This window comes from Erwinia phyllosphaerae, from assembly GCF_019132875.1.
Classification (GTDB): Bacteria; Pseudomonadota; Gammaproteobacteria; order Enterobacterales; family Enterobacteriaceae; genus Erwinia; species Erwinia phyllosphaerae.
The window spans coordinates 354,824-374,324 of record NZ_JAHSPF010000005.1 but is presented as its reverse complement, the minus strand read 5'-3'; the positions used below and the strand labels follow the sequence as shown (position 1 = coordinate 374,324).

Annotated in this window: 11 protein-coding genes; 2 read left to right on the top strand and 9 right to left on the bottom strand. The window is 56.3% G+C overall.

Annotation, left to right across the window (positions count from 1 at the left end):
• Positions 1-46: 46 nt before the first annotated feature.
• The 7 genes from KUE00_RS11850 to KUE00_RS11820 all read right to left on the bottom strand — a co-directional run bounded on the left by KUE00_RS11850 (position 47) and on the right by KUE00_RS11820 (position 14,373).
• Positions 47-1,456, bottom strand: coding sequence for an efflux transporter outer membrane subunit (locus KUE00_RS11850; protein WP_246760090.1), 1,410 nt, complete (start codon positions 1,454-1,456; stop codon positions 47-49).
• On the bottom strand, positions 1,456-4,575 hold the full coding sequence (locus tag KUE00_RS11845; protein ID WP_246760089.1) for an efflux RND transporter permease subunit: 3,120 nt from the start codon (positions 4,573-4,575) through the stop codon (positions 1,456-1,458). Before KUE00_RS11845 ends, KUE00_RS11850 begins: the two co-directional genes overlap by 1 nt.
• Positions 4,576-4,585: 10 nt before the next feature.
• Positions 4,586-5,713: an efflux RND transporter periplasmic adaptor subunit gene (locus KUE00_RS11840; protein ID WP_246760088.1), complete on the bottom strand. Its 1,128-nt coding sequence runs from the start codon at positions 5,711-5,713 to the stop codon at positions 4,586-4,588.
• 216 nt (positions 5,714-5,929) lie between these two features.
• Positions 5,930-6,118 (bottom strand): toxin-antitoxin system HicB family antitoxin, encoded by a 189-nt coding sequence (locus tag KUE00_RS11835; protein ID WP_246760087.1) that lies wholly within the window; start codon positions 6,116-6,118, stop codon positions 5,930-5,932.
• A 234-nt stretch (positions 6,119-6,352) separates the two neighbouring features.
• Entirely contained in the window at positions 6,353-9,256 is a 2,904-nt protein-coding gene (locus KUE00_RS11830; RefSeq protein WP_246760086.1) for an autotransporter domain-containing protein, read from the bottom strand.
• A 618-nt stretch (positions 9,257-9,874) separates the two neighbouring features.
• On the bottom strand, positions 9,875-11,599 hold the full coding sequence (locus tag KUE00_RS11825; protein WP_246760085.1) for a penicillin-binding transpeptidase domain-containing protein: 1,725 nt from the start codon (positions 11,597-11,599) through the stop codon (positions 9,875-9,877).
• A gap of 491 nt (positions 11,600-12,090) precedes the next feature.
• Positions 12,091-14,373 (bottom strand): molybdopterin guanine dinucleotide-containing S/N-oxide reductase, encoded by a 2,283-nt coding sequence (locus tag KUE00_RS11820; RefSeq protein ID WP_246760084.1) that lies wholly within the window; start codon positions 14,371-14,373, stop codon positions 12,091-12,093.
• Between the two features lie 202 nt (positions 14,374-14,575).
• Between KUE00_RS11820 and galR the strand changes: the two genes are divergently transcribed.
• Positions 14,576-15,577, top strand: coding sequence for an HTH-type transcriptional regulator GalR (gene galR, locus KUE00_RS11815; RefSeq protein WP_246760083.1), 1,002 nt, complete (start codon positions 14,576-14,578; stop codon positions 15,575-15,577).
• Here galR and lysA read toward each other — a convergent pair.
• Positions 15,574-16,824 carry a diaminopimelate decarboxylase gene (gene lysA / locus KUE00_RS11810; protein WP_246760082.1) on the bottom strand — a complete coding sequence of 417 codons (1,251 nt, stop codon included), beginning with the start codon at positions 16,822-16,824 and terminating at the stop codon, positions 15,574-15,576. The genes galR and lysA overlap by 4 nt on opposite strands.
• A gap of 159 nt (positions 16,825-16,983) precedes the next feature.
• Here lysA and KUE00_RS11805 point away from each other — a divergent pair, with 159 nt between their 5' ends.
• A complete protein-coding gene (locus KUE00_RS11805; protein WP_246760081.1) occupies positions 16,984-17,901 on the top strand; it encodes a LysR family transcriptional regulator in 918 nt (305 codons plus the stop codon).
• Positions 17,902-17,905: 4 nt separating this feature from the next.
• On the opposite strand, the gene KUE00_RS11800 is transcribed toward KUE00_RS11805, so the two are convergent.
• Complete coding sequence (locus KUE00_RS11800) at positions 17,906-19,069, bottom strand: MFS transporter (protein WP_246760080.1); 1,164 nt, start codon at positions 19,067-19,069, stop codon at positions 17,906-17,908.
• Between the last annotated feature and the right edge of the window lie 432 nt (positions 19,070-19,501).

Here is a 19,501-nt window from a genome sequence, read left to right as displayed (position 1 = left end):
TTGTTACGTAAGGATTACGTAATCACGTAAAGCCAGCTGAAACCCGTTATGATTTCCAGCCGCCGCCCAGCGCCTTATACAGCGTAATCTGCTGATTCAGCTGCCCTAAACGCGTGGTTATCAGCGATTGCTGCGCCGCATAAAGCGAGCGCTGCGCCACCAGTACGTTCAGATAGTTGTCCACGCCTTGCTGATAGCGGATATGGGCAAAATCGTAGTTGCGCTGGTTGGCCTGCTCATCCTGTTCGCGCGCGGTCAGTTCATCTTTGTAGGTGTCCTGCCCTGCCAGCGCGTCGCCCACCTCTTTAAACGCGGTCTGGATCGCTTTCTCATAGTCAGCAATTTCAATGCGTTTCTGCAAATGGGCGATATCAAGATTAGCCGAGTTTACGCCACCGTCAAAAATAGGCAGATTGATGCTCGGCCCGAACGACCAGGCCGCCGTGCCGCCTTCCAGCAGATGCCCCAGGCTGCTGGAGGTGGAGCCGCCGGAAGCCGTCAGGCTGATGCTTGGGAAGAACGCCGCACGAGCCGCGCCGATATTGGCGTTGGCCGCCTTCAGCGTATGTTCGGCCGAGATAATATCCGGACGACGCGTTAACAGATCGGAAGGCAGGCCTGCCGGTGTCGCCGGGAAATCCCAGTTCTTATTCAGATGCGCATTTTGCAGCATATCCGGCGGGAGATCCGTGCCAACCAGCAGCGCCAGCGCATTAACGTCCTGGCGTACCTGGCGCGTATAGGTCGCTACATCAGCCTGCGCGGTACGCACGGAGGTTTCCGCCTGTACCAGATCCTGCTCGCTGCTGACGCCGCCTTCCACGCTGCGTTTGGTCAGGTTGTAAGAATCCTGCTGGCTTTTCACCGTGTCCTGCGCCAGCTTCAGCAGCTCGTTATCGGCACAGAGTGAAAGATAAGCCGACGCCACCTGTGAAATCAGGCTGATCTGCGTGGCGCGCTGCGTGGCCGCCGTCGCCAGATAACTTTCCAGTGCGGCGTCGCGCAGGCTGCGCAGACGGCCAAAGAAGTCCAGCTCCCAGGCGCTAACGCCCAGGCTGGTGTTGAACTCATGGTAGGTGACCGGGCCGGTTGACGCGGTGTTATAAAGGTTACCGGGCAGATGCGCAGCGGTTTGCGAAGCGCTGGCGCTGATGGAAGGCAGCAGCGCTGCCCTGTCAATCTGCACCTGCGAACCCGCCACTTCGACGTTTAGCGCCGCAACGCGCAGGTCACGGTTATTCGCCAGCGACATGGCAATCAGCTTGTGCATCACCGGATCGGTGAAGAAATTTTGCCAGCTGATATCCGCGCCGTTAGCCGTTGCCTTTCCCTGCTGGTCGTAGTGCGCCGCTACCGGCAGCGCAGGACGTTGATATTTCGGTTCCATCGTACAGCCGCTCAGTACCAGCACCACTGCCAGCGGCAGCGTTGCCAGTGAAAAAGTCCGGGAGTGCATTATTCTTTTACCTCAGTTTTGGTTTTTTTCTTGCCAGAGAAACGCTGTGCGACCACGACATAAAACATCGGCACAAAGAAGATCGCCAGGAAAGTGGCGGTGATCATGCCGCCCACTACGGCTGTACCGATTGAGTGCTGGCTGCCCGCGCCCGCGCCGCTGGAAATGGTCAGCGGCAACACGCCCAGAACGAAGGCCATTGACGTCATAATAATGGGACGGATACGCAGTTTGGCCGCTTCCATTGCCGCTTCGACCAGCCCTTTACCCTCTTTTTCATGCAGGTCTTTGGCGAACTCGACAATCAGGATGGCGTTTTTCGCTGCCAGGCCGACGGTGGTCAATAGCCCGACCTGGAAGAAGACGTCGTTTTCCAGTCCGCGCATCAGCACTGCCAGGATAGTCCCGAGGATACCCAGCGGCACCACCATGATCACCGAGAACGGAATCGACCAGCTTTCATACAGCGCGGCCAGGCAGAGGAACACCACCAGAAGAGAGATGGCGTAAAGCGCCGTGGTCTGCGAGCCGGAGGTTTGCTCTTCGTATGACAGGCCGTGCCACTGCACTTTGAACCCTTTCGGCAGTTTGGCCGCAATGTCATTAACCGCTTTTACCGCGTCGCCAGAGCTGTAGCCGCTGGCCGGAGAACCCATGATTTCGACCGCCGAGACGCCGTTAAAACGCTCATAGCGCGGCGAGCCATACTGCCATTCGCCGCTGCCAAAGGCAGAAAACGGCACCATGTTGCCGCTGCTGTTGCGGAAGTACCATTTGTTCAGGTCAGATGGCGTCACGCGCGAACCCGCGTTGCCCTGCAGATAGACCTTTTTCACTCGACCGTTGTAGATAAACTGGTTCACATAGCTGGAACCCCAGGCGGTGGAAAGCGTATCGTTGATATCCTCCAGGCTCAGGCCCAGCGCGCGGGCGCGTTCATCATCAATAATCAAATGATACTGCGGCTCGTCATCCATGCCGTTTGGTCGCGTTGCGGTCAGGCGTTTGTCCTGCGCGGCCATGCCAAGGAACTGGTTACGCGCCGCCATCAGCGCCGCGTGGCCCTGGTTATTGGTATCCTGCAAATAAAAGTCAAAACCGGTGGCGTTACCCAGCTCCATCACGGCAGGCGGCACCAGCGCAAACACCTTCGCGTCTTTTAGCGTGGCAAAGTGCGCCATCGTGCGAGCTGCCAGCTTTTGCACGGTTTGATCGCTGTTACGTTGAGCCCAGGGTTTCAGCAGCACAAACGACATCGCCGTGTTTTCGCCGCGTCCGGAGAAGCTAAAGCCGTTTGGCGAGAACACCGAGCTGACTTCCGGCTCGTTTTTCAGCAGCCACGCCTGAATTTCGTCCAGAACCTGCTGGGTGCGTTCCGCCGAGGCGTTGGCGGGCAGCGTGGTCTGCATCATCATCACGCCCTGATCTTCATCCGGCAGGAACGAGGTTGGCACCCGCGTAAACAGATACCCGGTCGCGACCACCACCAGCAGATAGATAACCAAAAACAGATTACGTTTAGAGATCACCGCGCCAACGCTGTTAGTGTAGTGCAGCGTGCCCGCGTCAAACTTGCGGTTAAACCAGCCTGCCATACCGGTGGTTTTATGATCTGCCGAACCTGGCTTAAGCAGCGTGGCGCAGAGTGCTGGCGTGAAGATCAGCGCCATCAGCACCGAAAGCGCCATCGCGGAAACAATGGTAATAGAGAACTGGCGATAGATTACGCCGGTAGACCCGCTAAAGAACGCCATCGGCAGCAGGACGGCGGAGAGCACCAGCGCAATACCAAACAGTGCGCCCTGAATCTGCTCCATCGATTTGATCGTGGCGGCTTTGGGATCCAGCCCTTCGTCGTGCATTACACGCTCGACGTTTTCCACCACCACAATGGCATCATCCACCAGTAGTCCTATTGCCAGCACCATACCGAACATCGTTAGCGTGTTGATGGTGTAGCCACAGGCGGACAAAATGCCGAAAGTGCCCAGCAGCACGACCGGCACCACCATGGTAGTGATCAGCGTTGCGCGCAGGTTTTGCAGGAACACCAGCATCACCAGGAACACCAGTCCAATCGCTTCAAACAGCGTTTTGACAACTTCTTCAATCGACGCGCTGACCACAGGCGAAGTGTCGTAAGGGAACTTCACTTCCACGCCGTCCGGCAGCGAAGATTTCAAGTTATCTACCGTAGTACGCACCGCGTTAATCGCATCCAGCACGTTTGCGCCACTGGCGAGACGCAGCGCCATCCCGGCGGAAGGTTTGCCGTTGTAGGTCGCAGAAATACTGTAATCCTGCGGGCCAAGATCGACTTTCGCCACGTCTTTCAGACGAACCTGCGAGCCGTCCGTGTTGACTTTCAGCAGAATATTTTCAAACTGAGCAACGGATTGCAGACGCGTTTTGCCCACGATTGTGGCGCTGAATTTCGCGCCCTGCACCGTTGGCAGGCCGGCCAGCTTACCGCTGGAGATCTGCACGTTCTGCTGGGTAATGGCGGTAGAAACGTCGCTGGGGATCAGCTGATATTTGTAGAGCTTGGCCGGATCGAGCCAGATACGCATGCCGTATTCGGACCCCATCACCAGGAAGTCACCCACCCCTTTGGTACGCGCAACCTGATCTTCCAGTTTGGATACCAGCAGATCGGCCAGGTCACCGTTACTCATCTTGCCGTTAGTCGAAATCAGGCTGACCACCAGCATAAAGTTGGCCTGATATTTACGAACGTTGATGCCCTGCTCGGTTACTTCCGTCGGCAGCTGCGACTCCGCCAGCGAGACCTTGTTCTGTACCTGAACCTGGGCGGTATCCGGATCGGTGCCCTGGTTGAAGGTAACGATAATGGTGGCGCTACCGTCGCTGTTACTTTGCGATTCGATATAGCGCAGATTATCGATGCCGTTCAGCTGCTGTTCAATAACCTGTACCACGGTGTTCTGCGTGGTTTCGGCGCTGGCACCCGGGTAGGTCACCTGAACAGAGATGGCTGGCGGCGCAATATTGGGGTACTGGTTGATCGGCAATTTGAGGATCGACAGACCGCCTACCAGCATCACGATGATCGCCACTACCCAGGCGAAAATCGGACGCTCAATAAAGAATTTAGACATCAGTTTTCCTCTACTGCGCTGAAGGATCGGTGGTCGTCAGGTTGGCCTGCGGCGCGGTTTTTGCCTGTGCTTCCTTTGGCTGTACCTTGCTACCCGAACGCACATCCTGCAGACCTTCTACCACTACGCGATCGTTGGCCTGCAAACCGGACGTTACCAGCCACTTGTTGCCGATCATTTCGCCTGTAGTAATGCTTTGCTGCGCTACGGTGTTGTCCGCTTTCACGATAAAGACATAGGGCTTACCTTTAGTGTCATGCATGATCGCTTCTTGCGGGGCCAGAATGCCCTGGTCGGCAACGCCTTCCGGGAAGCTGGCGTGAACAAACATGCCCGGCAGCAGAATGCGTTTCGGATTCGGGAAAGAAGCACGCATGGTGACGCTGCCGGTACCCTGATCCACCGTCACCTCAGAGAACTCCAGCTTGCCTTCCTGCTGATAGGTTGAGCCGTCTTCCAGCGTTAGCTTTACCGCTGCGGCATTGTCGCCCACGGCTTTCAGCTTGCCTTCCGCCAGCGCGCGACGCTGACGCAGCAGATCCTGCGACGATTCGCTGACGTCGACATAGATAGGATCGAGCTGCTGGATGGTGGTGAGATAGCTGGTCTGGCCGTTGGTGACCAGCGCGCCTTCCGTGGAAAGCGAGCGCCCGATATGGCCGGAGATTGGCGCACGAACTTTGGTGTAATTGAGATTGACGCGTGCGGTTTCCAGATCTGCCGTTGCTTCTCTGGCGGCAGCGACGGCATCATCATACGATTGCCCGCTAATGGCATGCGCGGCAGCCAGCGGCTTATAGCGTTGCGCCAGCTTATTGGCGTTCAGCAGCGTCGCTTCGGCTTTATCGTAGGCCGCCTGATAGCTGGCGGGATCGATCTGGTACAGCGGATCGCCTGCTTTCACTTCACCGCCTTCCGTAAACAGGCGTTTCATGATGATGCCGCTAACCTGCGGACGCACCTCGGCCGTACGCACGGCAGTAGTACGCCCTGGCAGCTGCGTGAACAGGGTTACCGGTTCACTATGCAGTGTGGCTACGCCGATGGATACAGGCTGGTTACTGGCCTCAGTAGAAGTCTGCTGGTCACAGGCGGCCAGCAGAAAAATCAGGCTCGCTGAAAGGATCTTTAAGCGCATGGTCTGTTCTCAATGGAGTAGAATAAAATAGTAATGAGAGTGACTATTCTCATAAAAGAGGTTGATTATAGAAGGGGACGTCGGCTGACAGTGTTAAGTTTCTGATAAATTAGATGTTCAAAAGCTACGAATAAGCATTTTGTGCTACCCATCGTGCCTGATTGTATTTCTTATTGAACTGATGTTACCCGACGAGCTGGCTTCTCCCCTGACGATCTACCCTTCCGGCTCAATGCCGCGTCGACGTAGTTCACGCCGCGCCAGCTCTTTTAGCCAACAGGAAAGCGTAACGTTTTCGTTATCGGTCAGCGTTTTTAGCTGCTTATGAAGTTCAGGATGAATGCGCAGTTGGAAAGCAGCCGAGCGTCCCCCTCGTTTCGGCGTTCTGTCTTTGATCTTGGCCATAGGCTTCCCGTCCGGTGAGAAAAAATCGCCCCTCACAGCGCTACCAACACGGCAAGGGGCTGCACGACCTAACGGAATGCGGTGTTAAATCGTGATGGCACCACCCTACTCCGAATGGCGCAAAGTAGTTGTAGTCCTGATGCAAAAAAACAGTTAAGAGTTGTGTGATCTTTTGCTGCAATCAGAGGAACCTTTGCCCAACGGCACGAACCGTCAGGCAAAGGTGGAGGAAGGTTAAAACGCGATATCGACGCCGCCACGGAATACCGACTCGTCGCCTTTATCCGCAATATGCTTATCCGCTCGCAGGAACAGCCGCGCATCTTTGGCTTTCGCCACGTCAACCCTTACGCCATACCATTGAGAATCCTGATCAAGCCGCATGCCGGGGATCTGGAAGCTTTCACCTTCTGAACCAGCCCCTGTCCACCTGGCGTTGACGTCCAGCGACGGATTGCTAAAGGCATGCTGATATTCGCCGTAAACCGACAGCAGCGACCACCATTCGTCCACGTCAAACAGCGGTGCGCTCAGGTTAAGCCCGGTCAGCCCAACGGTGCGGCTGTAACGCGCGCTGTCGCCCTGCAGACCCAGCGCGCTGCCTTTATCTTTAAAGTCGCCGGTATAGAGCTGACTTAGCTTCATTCCGACATAAGGTTGCAGCGTCAGATAATCGTCCAGCGACCAGCGGTAGCCCGTTTTTACCAACGCTTGCCAGCTGTCATTGCTCGTATCTGATGAGGTCGCCTGCACGCCATCAATTAACACAGCCCGATCGAGTTCGGTATTGCCGTGCTGATAGCTCAGGTTTCCTTGCCAAATCCATTCCGGCGTCACGGCATACTGCCCGTAAAACATGACGCCCTGCAGGCTGTTACTGCTGTTGCCGCCGCTGCCGTCATAGCTGGCTTTGATCTCGCTGTCGGTCACCGCCGCGCCCAGCCGCAGGCCCGTAACGTCAAAATCGCTGTCGATACCGATTGCCGTCGTATTGGTACGATAGTGGCTGCCCAGATAGCCATCCTGTTGCAGATCGCCGTGCAGCGTACCGGTTTCCGCCCATACCCCGTTATTTTTGCGTTGCTCAGGATCGAGACGGTTGTTCAGCAGCTGGTTCTGGTAGTCCAGGCTGTTGAAAAGGATGGCGTTGCCGCTGGCGTGCGCCTGCCCGGAAAGCGAGTCCAGCGCTGCCGCAGCCTCTGCACTGCTGCCGATCTGCTCAAATGCGGCGGCGGCCTGTAACAGCGAGGTTTGCTGAGCAGATAAGCCAGACTGCGTGGAAAGGCTATCGGCAACCTGCATCGCCTGTTCTACGTTTGCGGCGCTTTTCAGTGTCGCCGTACCGGTAAGCCCAGCCGCTTCCGCCGCCTGCACGGTATTGACGCGCTGAAAATGCCCGTCGACGCTGTTACTGCCATAGGCAACCGTCCCCTGCAGGAATACCCCGGTATCGACGCTGGAAAACTGGCCGCTAATCCCCTGCCCGCTTTGCAACAACGATTCGTTGGTTTGCACAACATAGGTGTCGGAAGGCAAGGTAACCTGCAATGCGCCGTTCAGCGTTGCCGGCCCCGCCACCGTCAGCGGTTCGGAAAGCGTGATGCGCAAGGTGCCGTCGGCGCTCTGTTGATAGCTACCCGCAACATGTAGCGCCCCACCAGACGTAGTGACAACCGTCCCCTGATTGCTCAGGTTGCCGCTGATGTTGCCCGAGCCAGCCAGCAGACCGCTGCCGGTTACCCGTACGTCGCTGGCGACGCTGCCATCTATATACAATGTGTTACTTTCGACCTGGGTTGCGCCCGTATAGGTGTTATTGCCGGTCAGCGTCAGTATGCCACCCGCGTCGCTGGCTCCCGTCACAATTAACCCGCCATTGCCGCTAATGTCGTTAGAAAAAACGTAGCTGCCGTAGGTCAGCGCGGCGGTAAAGTCCGCGTTATAAAACATGCCCGGCCCTTTCAGGGCCTTATCGACATCGACATTGCCCCAGCCAAAGGTATCGTTATAAGGACGGCCATTGGCAGTATCCTGACTGACGCCCTGGACGGCATCGGTATGATAGTCCGCCGTGGTTAACAAGGTTTGTTGAAGGTTATAGCCCGTCATCCAGGGAAACTGTGCCGAAACTCTCGAGGCAGCGCCAGCAACGCGAGGCGCCGCAAAAGAGGTACCATATTTACGCGCAAGCGTGCCGTCATCCTGCAAATAATCGGCGTAGCCTGGCGCGGCAAGACACCAGGCCGCTGCATCGCCACAGGCGTCAAACACATATAGCTCAGGTGGGCGACTGCCCTGCGCCACGGTATAGCCCGGCAGGTAACCGGTGACGGCGATCAGCCCTTTCTCCAGGCTGGCGTCGTTATAAATCAGCGGGATCTGAGCATTAGGCGATGGCGTTGAGGTGCCGTTATTACCCGTCACCACCACGCCCAACGCGTTGGCGCTGACAATGCTGCTCAGGCTGTCACGCAGCAGATCGTAACGGCCGCTGACCCGCGCGCTTTCCAGTTCAGCAGTCGTTGTCAAACGCTCGCCGGAAGCATAAGACATGTTGATAATTTTCACGCCGTTATTTAGCAGCCCGCTGATTGCTCGCTGAGTGTCGCTGTAATAAAAAAGATTGTTACTGGACGCCTGAGCTATCCACAGATCGCTGTCTGGTGCCACGCCGCCGGAAAAGGCGCCGCTGGCAAGACCGGCAATGGTCAATGCGACTACCGTTCCGTGCCCTGCCGTGCCGTTGTTATCGTTCAGGGTTTGGCTGGCCCCGGACAGATAAGAGGTAAAATGGACGTTGGCGTAGTTGATGTCTGAACGGCCAGCCGCCAGCCCCGAATCCACTATCCCTACTTTCACCGGGCCGTAGGTTGTCACCGGGGTCGTCGATACCGGCGTTGGAGTAGTGGTTGTCGTCGTCGTTGTCGGCGTCGGCGTCGGCGTCGTTGGTGTTGGTGTCGGCGTCGTTGGCGTTGGCGTTGTAGGTGTTGGCGTAGTATTTACGGTTTCATTGTTGCTGCTACCGCCGCCGCCACCACCACCACCACAGCCGCTGAGCAAAAGCGAGCCGATCAAAACGGCCAGTAATGACAGTGGGGAAGGAATCGGGAGTACAGATGCTGTTCGGGTAATTTGCACGGAAATCCTCTTAAATCACGTCGCGGAGACAGAGCTATCCATGCCGGAATACATAAAGTTTAGAGATCAATACATGGAATAGTAGATAAATTTAATTTAATAGATCGGAGCATTCTCAATCGTTGGAACAACTGCCGGTTTGCGAGGATATTTAGTCGTTAAAGTTGAACTGTGACACAAAGGCGAGCAAAAACAGGCGGATTGTGGAGGTTGCCAGGGAGCGGCCTGATGCGGCAATGGCTGGATTATTTTGAAAAAAGCCAGGGGGCGACATAATGCGTTAAGGATCAGGTTGCTTTGGAAGCTGCCACGGGCCCGGAAATAAGGCGTTAAGAGGCAGGTTACTTTGGAAGTCGCTGCCGGATTGGGCATAAGGCGTTAGGGATCAGATTGCCTGGAAAGCTGCCACGGGCCCGGAAATAAGGCATTAAGAGGCAGGTTACTTTGGAAGTCGCTATGGGATCGGGCATAAGGCGTTAAGAGGTGACCGCAACGGGAAACGTCTTTAATACGGCCATCCCGGCTCGTTTCGCGCTTCCCTGCGCGTAAACTATCTGCTTGTCCGGCCAGCCCTTGCCACCGCTAAGCGGTTGGGTGGCTAACCATCCCCGAAAAGAGCTATGAGCCGTTGTGGGTAGAGTAAAGCGCGTCCGGTGCCACGTTCAGATGCTTCAGTACCGGCCCGATAATATTGCCGAACACCGGTGCCGCAACCGAGCCACCAAAGTGATCGCCAGCGGTAGGATGGTTAATCATCACCACCAGCGCCACCTGCGGATTGCTGGCTGGCGCTACGCCAGCGGTATAGTTGATATAACCGCCATCGTATTTACCGCTCGCGCCCATCTTTTCTGCCGTACCGGTCTTGATTGCCAGACGATAGCCCGGCACGGCTGCGCGCACGCCACTGCCGCCCGGCAACGCATCGCTCTCCATCATATGCACGACCGAACGCACAATGTCCTCATTGGCTACGCGCGTGCCGATAACCGGTGGCGTAACCTTAGTGATTGAAAGCGGACGATATACGCCAAAAGAGCCTAACGTGGCATATTCACGTGCAATCTGTAACGGCGTAACGCGCAGGCCATAGCCAAAGGAGAAGGTAGCCCTTTCGATATCCGCCCAGCGTTCACGATGCAGCGGAAAGTAACCCACGCTTTCGCCAGTCAACCCCAGCCCGGTTGGTCTACCCAGCCCAAAAGAGTGATAGGTATTGACCAGGACTTCGGCAGGCATCGCCAGCGCAATATGCGATACGCCAATATCGCTCGATTTTTGCAAAATGCCGGTCATAGTCAGGCGAGGCCAGTGGCCAACATCGCGGATCAGGTGGCCGTTTACGCGGTAGGGTGTGGTGTCCAGCACGGAGTCCGGACGCACCAGCTTGCGCGCAAGGCCTTCCATAACCACCAGCGGTTTTACCGTGGAACCAGGCTCATAGCTGTCGTTAATTGCCGCGTTACGCATCTGGTTTGGTGACACATCAACAAAATTATTGGGATTATAAGAAGGATAAGAAGCCATCCCCAAAATTTCGCCGGTGTCGATTTTCACCAGTACCGCCGCGCCCGAGTCCGCTTTATTCACCAACACGCCGTCGCGCAGTTTGGTGTACATAGTGTACTGATCGAACTTATCGATGCTGAGCTGCACCGTCGGCGGCTGTTTTGGCGGCTCATAGTTGATCATTGCAATGATGTTGCCGTGGGCATCCTGGCGATACTTCTCCTCGCCCGGCGTACCTTGCAGTACCTTATCGTAGCCTTTTTCCAGCCCGTTCAGGCCGGTATTGTCAGCGCCAACGATGCCGATTAGCGGCGCGGTTGCTTCGCTCATCGGATAAAAACGGCTGTCATCATAAACGGTTGAGATCCCGGTCAGATGCAGTTTGGCGATGTCTTTCGCAATACCCAGCTCAATCTTATGCCCCAGGTACAAGAAGCGCCGGTTGGGGTTAGCCTTGATTTGCCGGGCAATTTCTTCGGGACGCTGATCGAGTGCGTTAGCCAGATATTCCCATTTCGCGCTGGTAAAATCGGGATTTGCTTCCAGCACGCGCTGCGGATCGGCAATGATATCGCGCGACGGCACGCTTAGCGCCAGCGCTTCGCCGTTTCTGTCCAGCAGCGTGCCGCGATTGGTTGGAATAGTCACCGTACGCAGCGAGCGCTCATCCGCCTGCTTTTCCAGCATAGGATGGTTAATCAGCTGGAGATCCCCTACCCATACCAGCAGCAGAAGCATAGAGGCAAACACGCCAAGGCAAATCAGACGAAAGCGAAAGGGATGAAAAGGCGTTTTTGCCTGGTCTTTAGCCAGTAATTTCTTTAAGCGGGGCATAGCTCTTCTGTTAACGGATAGCGAATAACTGACCGGGAGTTATACAAAAAATGCGGGGATGATGACAGGAAAACTGTGTTTCAGATCGTGATTGTTGCGCCCGGGTTTAGCGTATAAACAGGTGGAGTTGTGCCGCCTGCGGCACGCTTCAGGTAAAAAAAACCTGCGCATCTGCGCAGGTCGGTGAAACAAAGTAAAAGCTTTTGATGTTCACCCATCAATACCTCTGGGACGTAAACTGTAGCAACCACACCAGCCGACCCGCCAGCCTGCATTCGCAACAGTTACCCGCAAAATGTAACCAGCCATGTGATTCTTATGCACTTTTGCACATTTTAAGCTCGCCGCTAAGAGGCCTCGGCAAGTTTTACCCACAGCAAGCGCTGCTTAAACAGGACGTGTGCCGCGCTGTTGCGGCGAGCTCAGAACGGATTTCCCACGCCGTTTTTGGGTTTTACCCGCGGCATATCATTCAGCATGCGTTACCAATATTATGCTTTCGCGTCATCAACGGCGGCCTTATGGATTTCCACCAGGCAGCTCATGGCGTTTGGTCCTTGCGTCAGCGATGAGGTGCCGATATCCAGCGTCAGCACGTTAGGATTGCCCGCGCGATCGAACGGTTGCCAGGCCTTACCGAAGCCCGGATCGAACCACGCTCCGGTGGCAATCAGGACCACGCGGCGGCTAACGCCGTCCGTAAGCCGAACGCCCGCCAGCATGCGGCCACGCTCGTTGCTGACCTCAATAACATCGCCATCGGCAATGCCTCGCGGGCTGGCATCGTCCGGATGCATCCACAAGGTTTCACGTCCGGCGGTTTTGCTGGCCTGCACGGAGGGCGTAGCGTCCATCTGGCTATGCAACCTGTCGCCAGGCTGAATAGAGATCATATGCAGCGGAAAGCGCTGGCTTAGTTCCGCGCCCAGCCACTCTTGCGGCGGCTGCCACTCGGGATGCGGCGCAAAATCTTCCAGCCCGAAACCGCCGATGGTTTCGCTAAACAGTTCAATTTTGCCGCTGGCGGTCTGGATCGGATTCTTCAGCGGATCCTGGCGAAAATCCTCCATAAAAATAAACGGTTTTCCGCCTTCCGGTACCTCTGCGTAACCTTGTTCCCAGAAGGTCTGGAACTCTGGCCAGTCAATGCCCTTACGCTGATGCGCAACCGCACACTGCTGATAAAGATGTTCGATCCACTGCATCTCGTTGCGATTTTCAGTGAAGGCCTCGCGGTAGCCCAGCCGATCGGCAAGATCGGCAAAAATATCAAAGTCGTTACGGGCCTGATGCTGCGGCCTGATGGCCTGATGCATAGCCAGCACAAAGCGGTCACGGGAAGAGCCGCCAATGTCGTTGCGTTCCAGCGTGGTGGTGACCGGCAGCACAATATCGGCCATCTGCGCGGCTGGCGTCCAGACGATGTCCTGTACGACAACGGTATCGGGTTTCTGCCAGCCTTCGACCAGGCGATTAAGCTGCTGGTGATGATGAAAAGGATTGCCGCCAGCCCAGTGGATAAGATGGATATCGGGATAGGTATGCGTTTCGCCCTGGAAAGCGTAAGGCTGGCCGGGATTCAACAGCATATCGCTGATGCGCGCGACCGGGATAGCGCGATCGGCAATCGGATTTACCCCGGTCGACATTAGCGGCGCTGGCCCTTCAATACGCGGATTGCCAACGCTGTTCATCGAACCGTGTCCAAAAGAGAAACCGGCGCCCGGCAGGCCCGGCTGCCCCAGCATGGACGAAAGTGCAATCATCATCCAGTAAGGCTGCTCGCCACGGTGCGCGCGCTGAACAGAATAGGAGCTGGTGATAAAACTCCGCTTGCCGATCAGCTGTTTAGCCAGCTGCTCAATACGCTGGGCCGGGATGCCGGTGATATCGCTGGCCCAGCGCGGCGTCTTCGCTATACCGTCGCTTTCACCCAGCAGATAGCTGCGCAGCTGCGGATAGCCGACGCAGTGTGAAGCAAGGAAATCCCGATCGGCTGCGTCCAGTCGCTCTGTCTCGAAGCCCAGCGCCAGCATCAGCGCCACGTCGGTGTTGGGCCGAATCGGAATCCACTCGGCGTTAACGAACTCCGGACAGTCATCGCGCATCGGGCTGATATTGATGATCGGCGTGCCCTTCGCTGCCAGCTCCAGCAGCGCGGGTTTCAGGCTGTGCTCGCCAGCGCCGCCGGAAGCTACCTGACCATTTTTTAGCGCCAGGCCGCCAAAGGCCAGGAAGATCTCGCAGTGTTTAACCACGTCGGGCCAGTCGGTGACGCGTCCGGTCAGCGGCATATAGGTGCCGATGATATAAGGCAGAAAAAACTGCGCCGCTCCCCAGCTGTAGTTACCTAACTGATCCACGCCGCCGCCGCCGGTGAAGTAAAAACGGCGGACGAGCGTTCGCGCATGGTTGACGCGTCCTGCCGATGACCAGCCATAAGAGCCATTAAAAATGCCGGAAGCGCCGTAACGATCGCGCACGCGGCGGTTCTCTTCCGCCACCAGATCCAGCGCGGTTTCCCAGTCGACGGCGACAAAGTCTTCTCTTCCGCGCAGCGTGCGATCGCTTTTTTCACGCGATTTAAGCCAGGAACGGCGCACCATCGGCTGGCGAATGCGCTTGTCGGAATAAACCAGTTCCGGGATGGTATTCAGCATGGGTGAAGGATCGCGGTCGGCAAAGAAAGGCTCGCAGCGCAGCAGCCTGCCGTTTTCTACCACGGCGGTGAAGGCGCCCCAGTGGGCAAGGTGCGGCACTTTTTTAATGGTCATGAATGATTCCGGCTGGTGTTATCTTTTCTGGCAACCAGATTACCATCTTTTTCGCGCGCCGTTGAATCCCCCTCCTGGTGGCTGGATCGCCAATCAATTAACGGCTTTGCGACGGCGGCTACATTCTGTGTGCTTGAAGTAACAGGAAATTTCCGCAACACTTAGCGCAATGTAAACGTTTACCCTGGAAGGTTTTGGAACTATGGCCACCATTAAGGATGTTGCCAGGCTTGCGGGCGTTTCCGTTGCCACGGTTTCCCGCGTGATTAATCATTCGCCCAAGGCGAGCGAGGCTTCCCGACTTGCCGTCAACAGCGCGATGGCTGAGCTGCAGTATCATCCCAATGCCAATGCGCGCGCGCTGGCGCAGCAGTCCACGGAAACCATGGGGCTGGTGGTGGGCGACGTTTCCGATCCCTTTTTTGGCGCGCTGGTTAAAGCCGTGGAGCAGGTCGCCTACCGCACCGGCAACTTTTTACTGATCGGCAACGGTTATCACAACGAGCAAAAAGAACGTCAGGCCATTGAGCAGCTTATTCGCCATCGCTGCGGCGCGCTGGTGGTCCATACTAAAAAAATTCCCGATGCCGATCTGATTCCGCTAATGGAGCAAATCCCCGGTATGGTGCTGATCAACCGCACGCTGCCCGGCTTTGGAAAACGTTGTATTGCGCTGGATGACCGTTACGGTGCCTGGCTGGCAACCCGTCATCTGATTCAGCAAGGTCATCACAATATCGCTTTTATCTGCTCAACCCATTCCATTTCCGACGCGGAAGATCGTCTGCAAGGCTATTACGATGCGCTGAGAGAACACGACCTGCCCTGCAACGATCGGCTGGTGGCCTTTGGCGAACCGGATGAAACCGGCGGCGAACAGGCGATGACGGAACTGCTGGGACGCGGCAAGCCTTTCACTGCCGTAGCCTGCTATAACGACTCAATGGCGGCAGGATCGCTGGCGGTGCTGAGCGATAACGGCGTGCGCGTGCCGGAAGAGATGTCGCTGATTGGTTTTGATGATGTGCTGGTGTCGCGCTACGTGCGTCCAAGGCTGACGACGGTGCGTTACCCTATCGTGACCATGGCGCAGCAGGCAGCGGAGCTGGCGTTAGCGCTGGCGAATAACCAGCCGCTGCCTGAGGTGACCAATATGTTTAGCCCGACGCTGGTGCGCCGTCATTCGGTGGGCTCGCCGGACTAAATTTCCAGCGCCAGCAGTTCCTGCACGGTTTGCGCACGACGGATCTGACGCGGCTGGCCGTTTTCAAACAGCACTTCCGGCAGCAGCGGACGGCTATTGTAGTTGGACGACATAGAAGCCCCGTAAGCGCCGGTATCGTGGAAAACCAGATAGTCGCCGGGCTTCACGGCCGGCAGGGCGCGGGTCTCAACGTTGCCGCCTTCCAGCTGGGTAAAGACATCGCCCGATTCACACAGCGGCCCGGCCACCACGCTTTCGATGGCCTCCTCCCCCAGCTCACGTCCGTCACCGGCCATTGCGGAAATGTGGTGATAGCTACCGTACATGGCGGGCCGCATCAGATCGTTAAAGCCTGCATCTACCAGCACAAAATGGCGGCTACCCATCTGCTTAACGGCGCGTACCTGGGAGACCAGCACGCCAGACTCGGCAACCAGAAAACGGCCCGGTTCGATTTCAAGCTTGACCGCATGGCCCAGATGTTGCGCTACGCGCTGGCGAGCCGCGTCCCACAGGCCAAAATAGTGCGCGGTATCGATCGCCTCTTCACCAAAACGATAGGGAATAGAAAGCCCGCCGCCTGCGGAAATAGCCTGTACATCCTGACCACAATCGACAACCAGCTTGACCATCGCATCGCATACCTGCTCCAGATGACCATAATCAACGCCGGAACCAATATGCATGTGAATGCCGACCAGCTGCAATTGATGCTGCTCTACCGCAGCCAGCGCCAGCGACAGATCGCCGTGCCAGATACCGTGCTTGCTGTTTTCACCGCCGGTATTGGTTTTCTGGCTGTGACCATGACCAAAGCCGGGATTGACGCGCAGCCAGACCGGATGGCCCGGCGATACCGCGCCCAGCTGGTGCAGCATATCAACAGAACCGGCGTTGACCGGGACACGCAGTTCCGCGAGGCGAGCCAGCGTCGGCTCATCAATGACATCAGCGGTAAAGACGATATCTTCACCGCCTGGCTGGAAACCCGCCGCCAGCGCGCGCTCAATTTCACCCAGCGAAACAGAATCTACGCGCACGCCCGCCGCCTTCATCAGACGCAAAATATGAATATTTGAGCAGGCTTTTTGCGCAAATCGCACCACGTCAAACTGCTTTAGCTGCGCGATGCGCTGTTGGATCACCGCAGCATCATAGGCCCAGACGGGGCCGCCATACTGACGTACCAGCGGCAGCAGGTTGTCCTGAGTCAATGCGGTTTCGGTGTTGTTAAGCAAGCGTGGCATCGGGCTATCTCCTGGAACGCGTTCTTATAATAAAACTCTCAGCAGAGCGCTTTAAGTTTGGCTGAGATGATTACGCCACGGCAGGAGCTGAATGAAAAATATCTGTTTTAGCGCACTCTATTCATCCATGATATAGCTTTGCTTTTTCAGGACGTTTATATGGCTGGCGTAACCTTACGGCATATCGAAATTTTTCATGCGGTGATCACCAGCGGCAATTTGACCGAAGCCGCGGCAATGCTGCACACTTCACAGCCGACGGTTAGCCGCGAACTGGCAAGACTGGAAAAGCTGATCGGACTGCAGCTGTTTGACCGGATACGGGGCCGCCTGCAGCCGACCGCTCAGGGACTGCGGCTGTTTGAAGAGGTGCAGCGCTCCTGGTACGGTCTGGACAGAATTCTTAACGCCGCCGAGGGACTACGCCAGTTTCGCCAGGGCGAGCTGTCTATCGCCTGCCTGCCGGTTTTTTCCCAGTCGCTGCTGCCCACGCTCTGCCAGCCGTTTTTGCAGCGCTATCCCGACGTCAGTATGAATATCATTCCGCAGGAGTCACCGCTGCTGGAGGAGTGGCTCTCGGCGCAGCGCTATGATTTGGGCCTAACCGAAACCAGCCAGACGCCTGCCGGAACGGAACGCTGTGAAATTTTCACCGGTAATGAGGTGTGCGTTTTGCCCGTCGGGCATCCGCTTGCGAGTAAAGCCTGTTTGACGCCGCAGGATTTTGCTGGTCAGAACTACATCAGCCTGTCGCAAACCGACAGTTATCGCCAGCTGTTGGATCACCTGTTTCATGAACAGAACGTACAGCGCAGGATGGTGATGGAGACGCATAGCGCGGCATCGGTTTGCGCGATGGTCAGAGCAGGCGTCGGCGTGTCGATAGTCAATCCGCTAACCGCGCTGGATTACGCCGACAGCGGCGTAGCAATCAGGCGCTTCAGCATTGAGGTACCTTTCACCGTCAGCCTGATCCGGCCACGGCACCGCCCTTCTTCGGCGCTGGTTGACGCTTTTATTCTGCATTTGCAGCAGCATATCGGCCTGTTCAACCAGCGCGCGCGGGGACTGGATTAAAAAATCAGGCGCAGGCAGGCTGCCGCTGTGCTTTGCCGCGGCGGAAAGTCAGCAGACAAATAAGCAGACCAATCACGGCCAGCACGGCTGCCGCTACCGGCACAGAGGTCAGGCCGTAGCCGCCATCGATCACCGCGCCGCCCGCCCAGGCACCAAATGCGTTCCCCAGGTTAAAAGCCGAAATATTCAGCGTAGAAACCAAATTAGGCGCGTCTTTACCGTGGCGTACGACGTTAATTTGCAGGCCAGGCACGGTTGCAAAGGTCGCCATCGCCCACAGGAACAGCGTGACTTCCGCCAGCCAGGGAGCATGGCTGGTCCAGCTGAACGCCAGTGAGAATAGCGCGATCAGCGAAAAGCTAAGGATCAAACTGAAAGAGACCTTCCAGTCTGCCAGCTTACCGCCCAGGATATTACCGACGGTCAGCCCGCCGCCAATCAGGAACAGCGTCCAGCTAACGCCCTTATTGCTCAGGCCGGTCACCTGGAGCAGCAGCGGTGCAATATAGCTGAACAGGGCAAACATTGCGGCGGCAAAGCAAACCGTCATCAGCAGCGACAGCCACAGCTTGCCGTTGGCTAACGCGCCGATTTCGCTGGCCAGATGCACAGGTTTCTCATCGCGGTTGGTCGGCAAACTGACAATCAGCGCGATAAAGGCCAGGATACCGATGACCGCCACGCCCCAAAAGGTAGCGCGCCAGCCAAACAGCTGACCAAACCAGGTGCCCAACGGCACGCCCAGCACGTTAGCCAGCGTCAGTCCGGTGAACATCAGCGCTACTGCAGACGCCTGTTTGCCCGGCGCAACCAGACTCGCAGCCACCACTGAGCCAATGCCAAAGAAAGCCCCGTGACAAAGCGCCGTGATCACGCGCGCTGCCATCAGCAGGTTATAGCTATAAGCCAGCGCGCAGAGCACGTTGCCAACGATAAAAATCGACATTAGCAAAATTAACGTGCGCTTACGCGGCAGGCTGGCGGTCAGCAGCGCCATAATTGGTGCCCCTATCGCCACGCCAAGTGCATAGCCGCTGATCAGCCAGCCTGCGGAAGGAATGGTGACGTTTAAATCACCAGCCACTTCCGGCAACAGCCCCATAATGACAAACTCCGTGGTGCCGATAGCGAAAGCGCTGAGCGCCAGCGCCAGTAATGAAACGGGCATTTTATTCTCTCCAGAACGGGACACTCACTGTCTGTACAGCAGCGGCCGTCAGATTCAGTTAAAAAAAATATTACAAAACATGAATTTTGATTTACGTCACAGAAAGAAGTAAAGCACAGCTTGTCAGGGACTTATACCCTCTTTCAGGCAACAATATGTTGCCTGAAAGGCAATAATAAACGTCTAACGTTGCAATACAGCCGCTTTTTTACCCTTTTTCTGCCGATTTTTCGTGCGTACGCCTGGCTATACTTCTCGTTATGTTGCGCTTTGTTTACTAATTACGGTCAGGTAACAGAGAAACAACGGGGTTATCCATTACGAAAAATTATCAATTATTTGATAATCTTTTGGCGCTAACTGAGGTTAAATAGGTAAAGTTTTCTGAGTGTTGGCCGATACCTCGATGATGGATGCAACGGGCGTTTATTG

What these genes read in the sequence shown, in the direction of transcription:
- KUE00_RS11850 (WP_246760090.1), bottom strand. Translation starts at nt 1,456, where the DNA reads ATGCACTCCCGGACTTTTTCACTGGCAACGCTGCCGCTGGCAGTGGTG.
- KUE00_RS11845 (WP_246760089.1), bottom strand. Translation starts at nt 4,575, where the DNA reads ATGTCTAAATTCTTTATTGAGCGTCCGATTTTCGCCTGGGTAGTGGCG.
- KUE00_RS11840 (WP_246760088.1), bottom strand. Translation starts at nt 5,713, where the DNA reads ATGCGCTTAAAGATCCTTTCAGCGAGCCTGATTTTTCTGCTGGCCGCC.
- KUE00_RS11835 (WP_246760087.1), bottom strand. Translation starts at nt 6,118, where the DNA reads ATGGCCAAGATCAAAGACAGAACGCCGAAACGAGGGGGACGCTCGGCT.
- KUE00_RS11825 (WP_246760085.1), bottom strand. Translation starts at nt 11,599, where the DNA reads ATGCCCCGCTTAAAGAAATTACTGGCTAAAGACCAGGCAAAAACGCCT.
- KUE00_RS11820 (WP_246760084.1), bottom strand. Translation starts at nt 14,373, where the DNA reads ATGACCATTAAAAAAGTGCCGCACCTTGCCCACTGGGGCGCCTTCACC.
- galR (WP_246760083.1), top strand. Translation starts at nt 14,576, where the DNA reads ATGGCCACCATTAAGGATGTTGCCAGGCTTGCGGGCGTTTCCGTTGCC.
- lysA (WP_246760082.1), bottom strand. Translation starts at nt 16,824, where the DNA reads ATGCCACGCTTGCTTAACAACACCGAAACCGCATTGACTCAGGACAAC.
- KUE00_RS11805 (WP_246760081.1), top strand. Translation starts at nt 16,984, where the DNA reads ATGGCTGGCGTAACCTTACGGCATATCGAAATTTTTCATGCGGTGATC.
- KUE00_RS11800 (WP_246760080.1), bottom strand. Translation starts at nt 19,069, where the DNA reads ATGCCCGTTTCATTACTGGCGCTGGCGCTCAGCGCTTTCGCTATCGGC.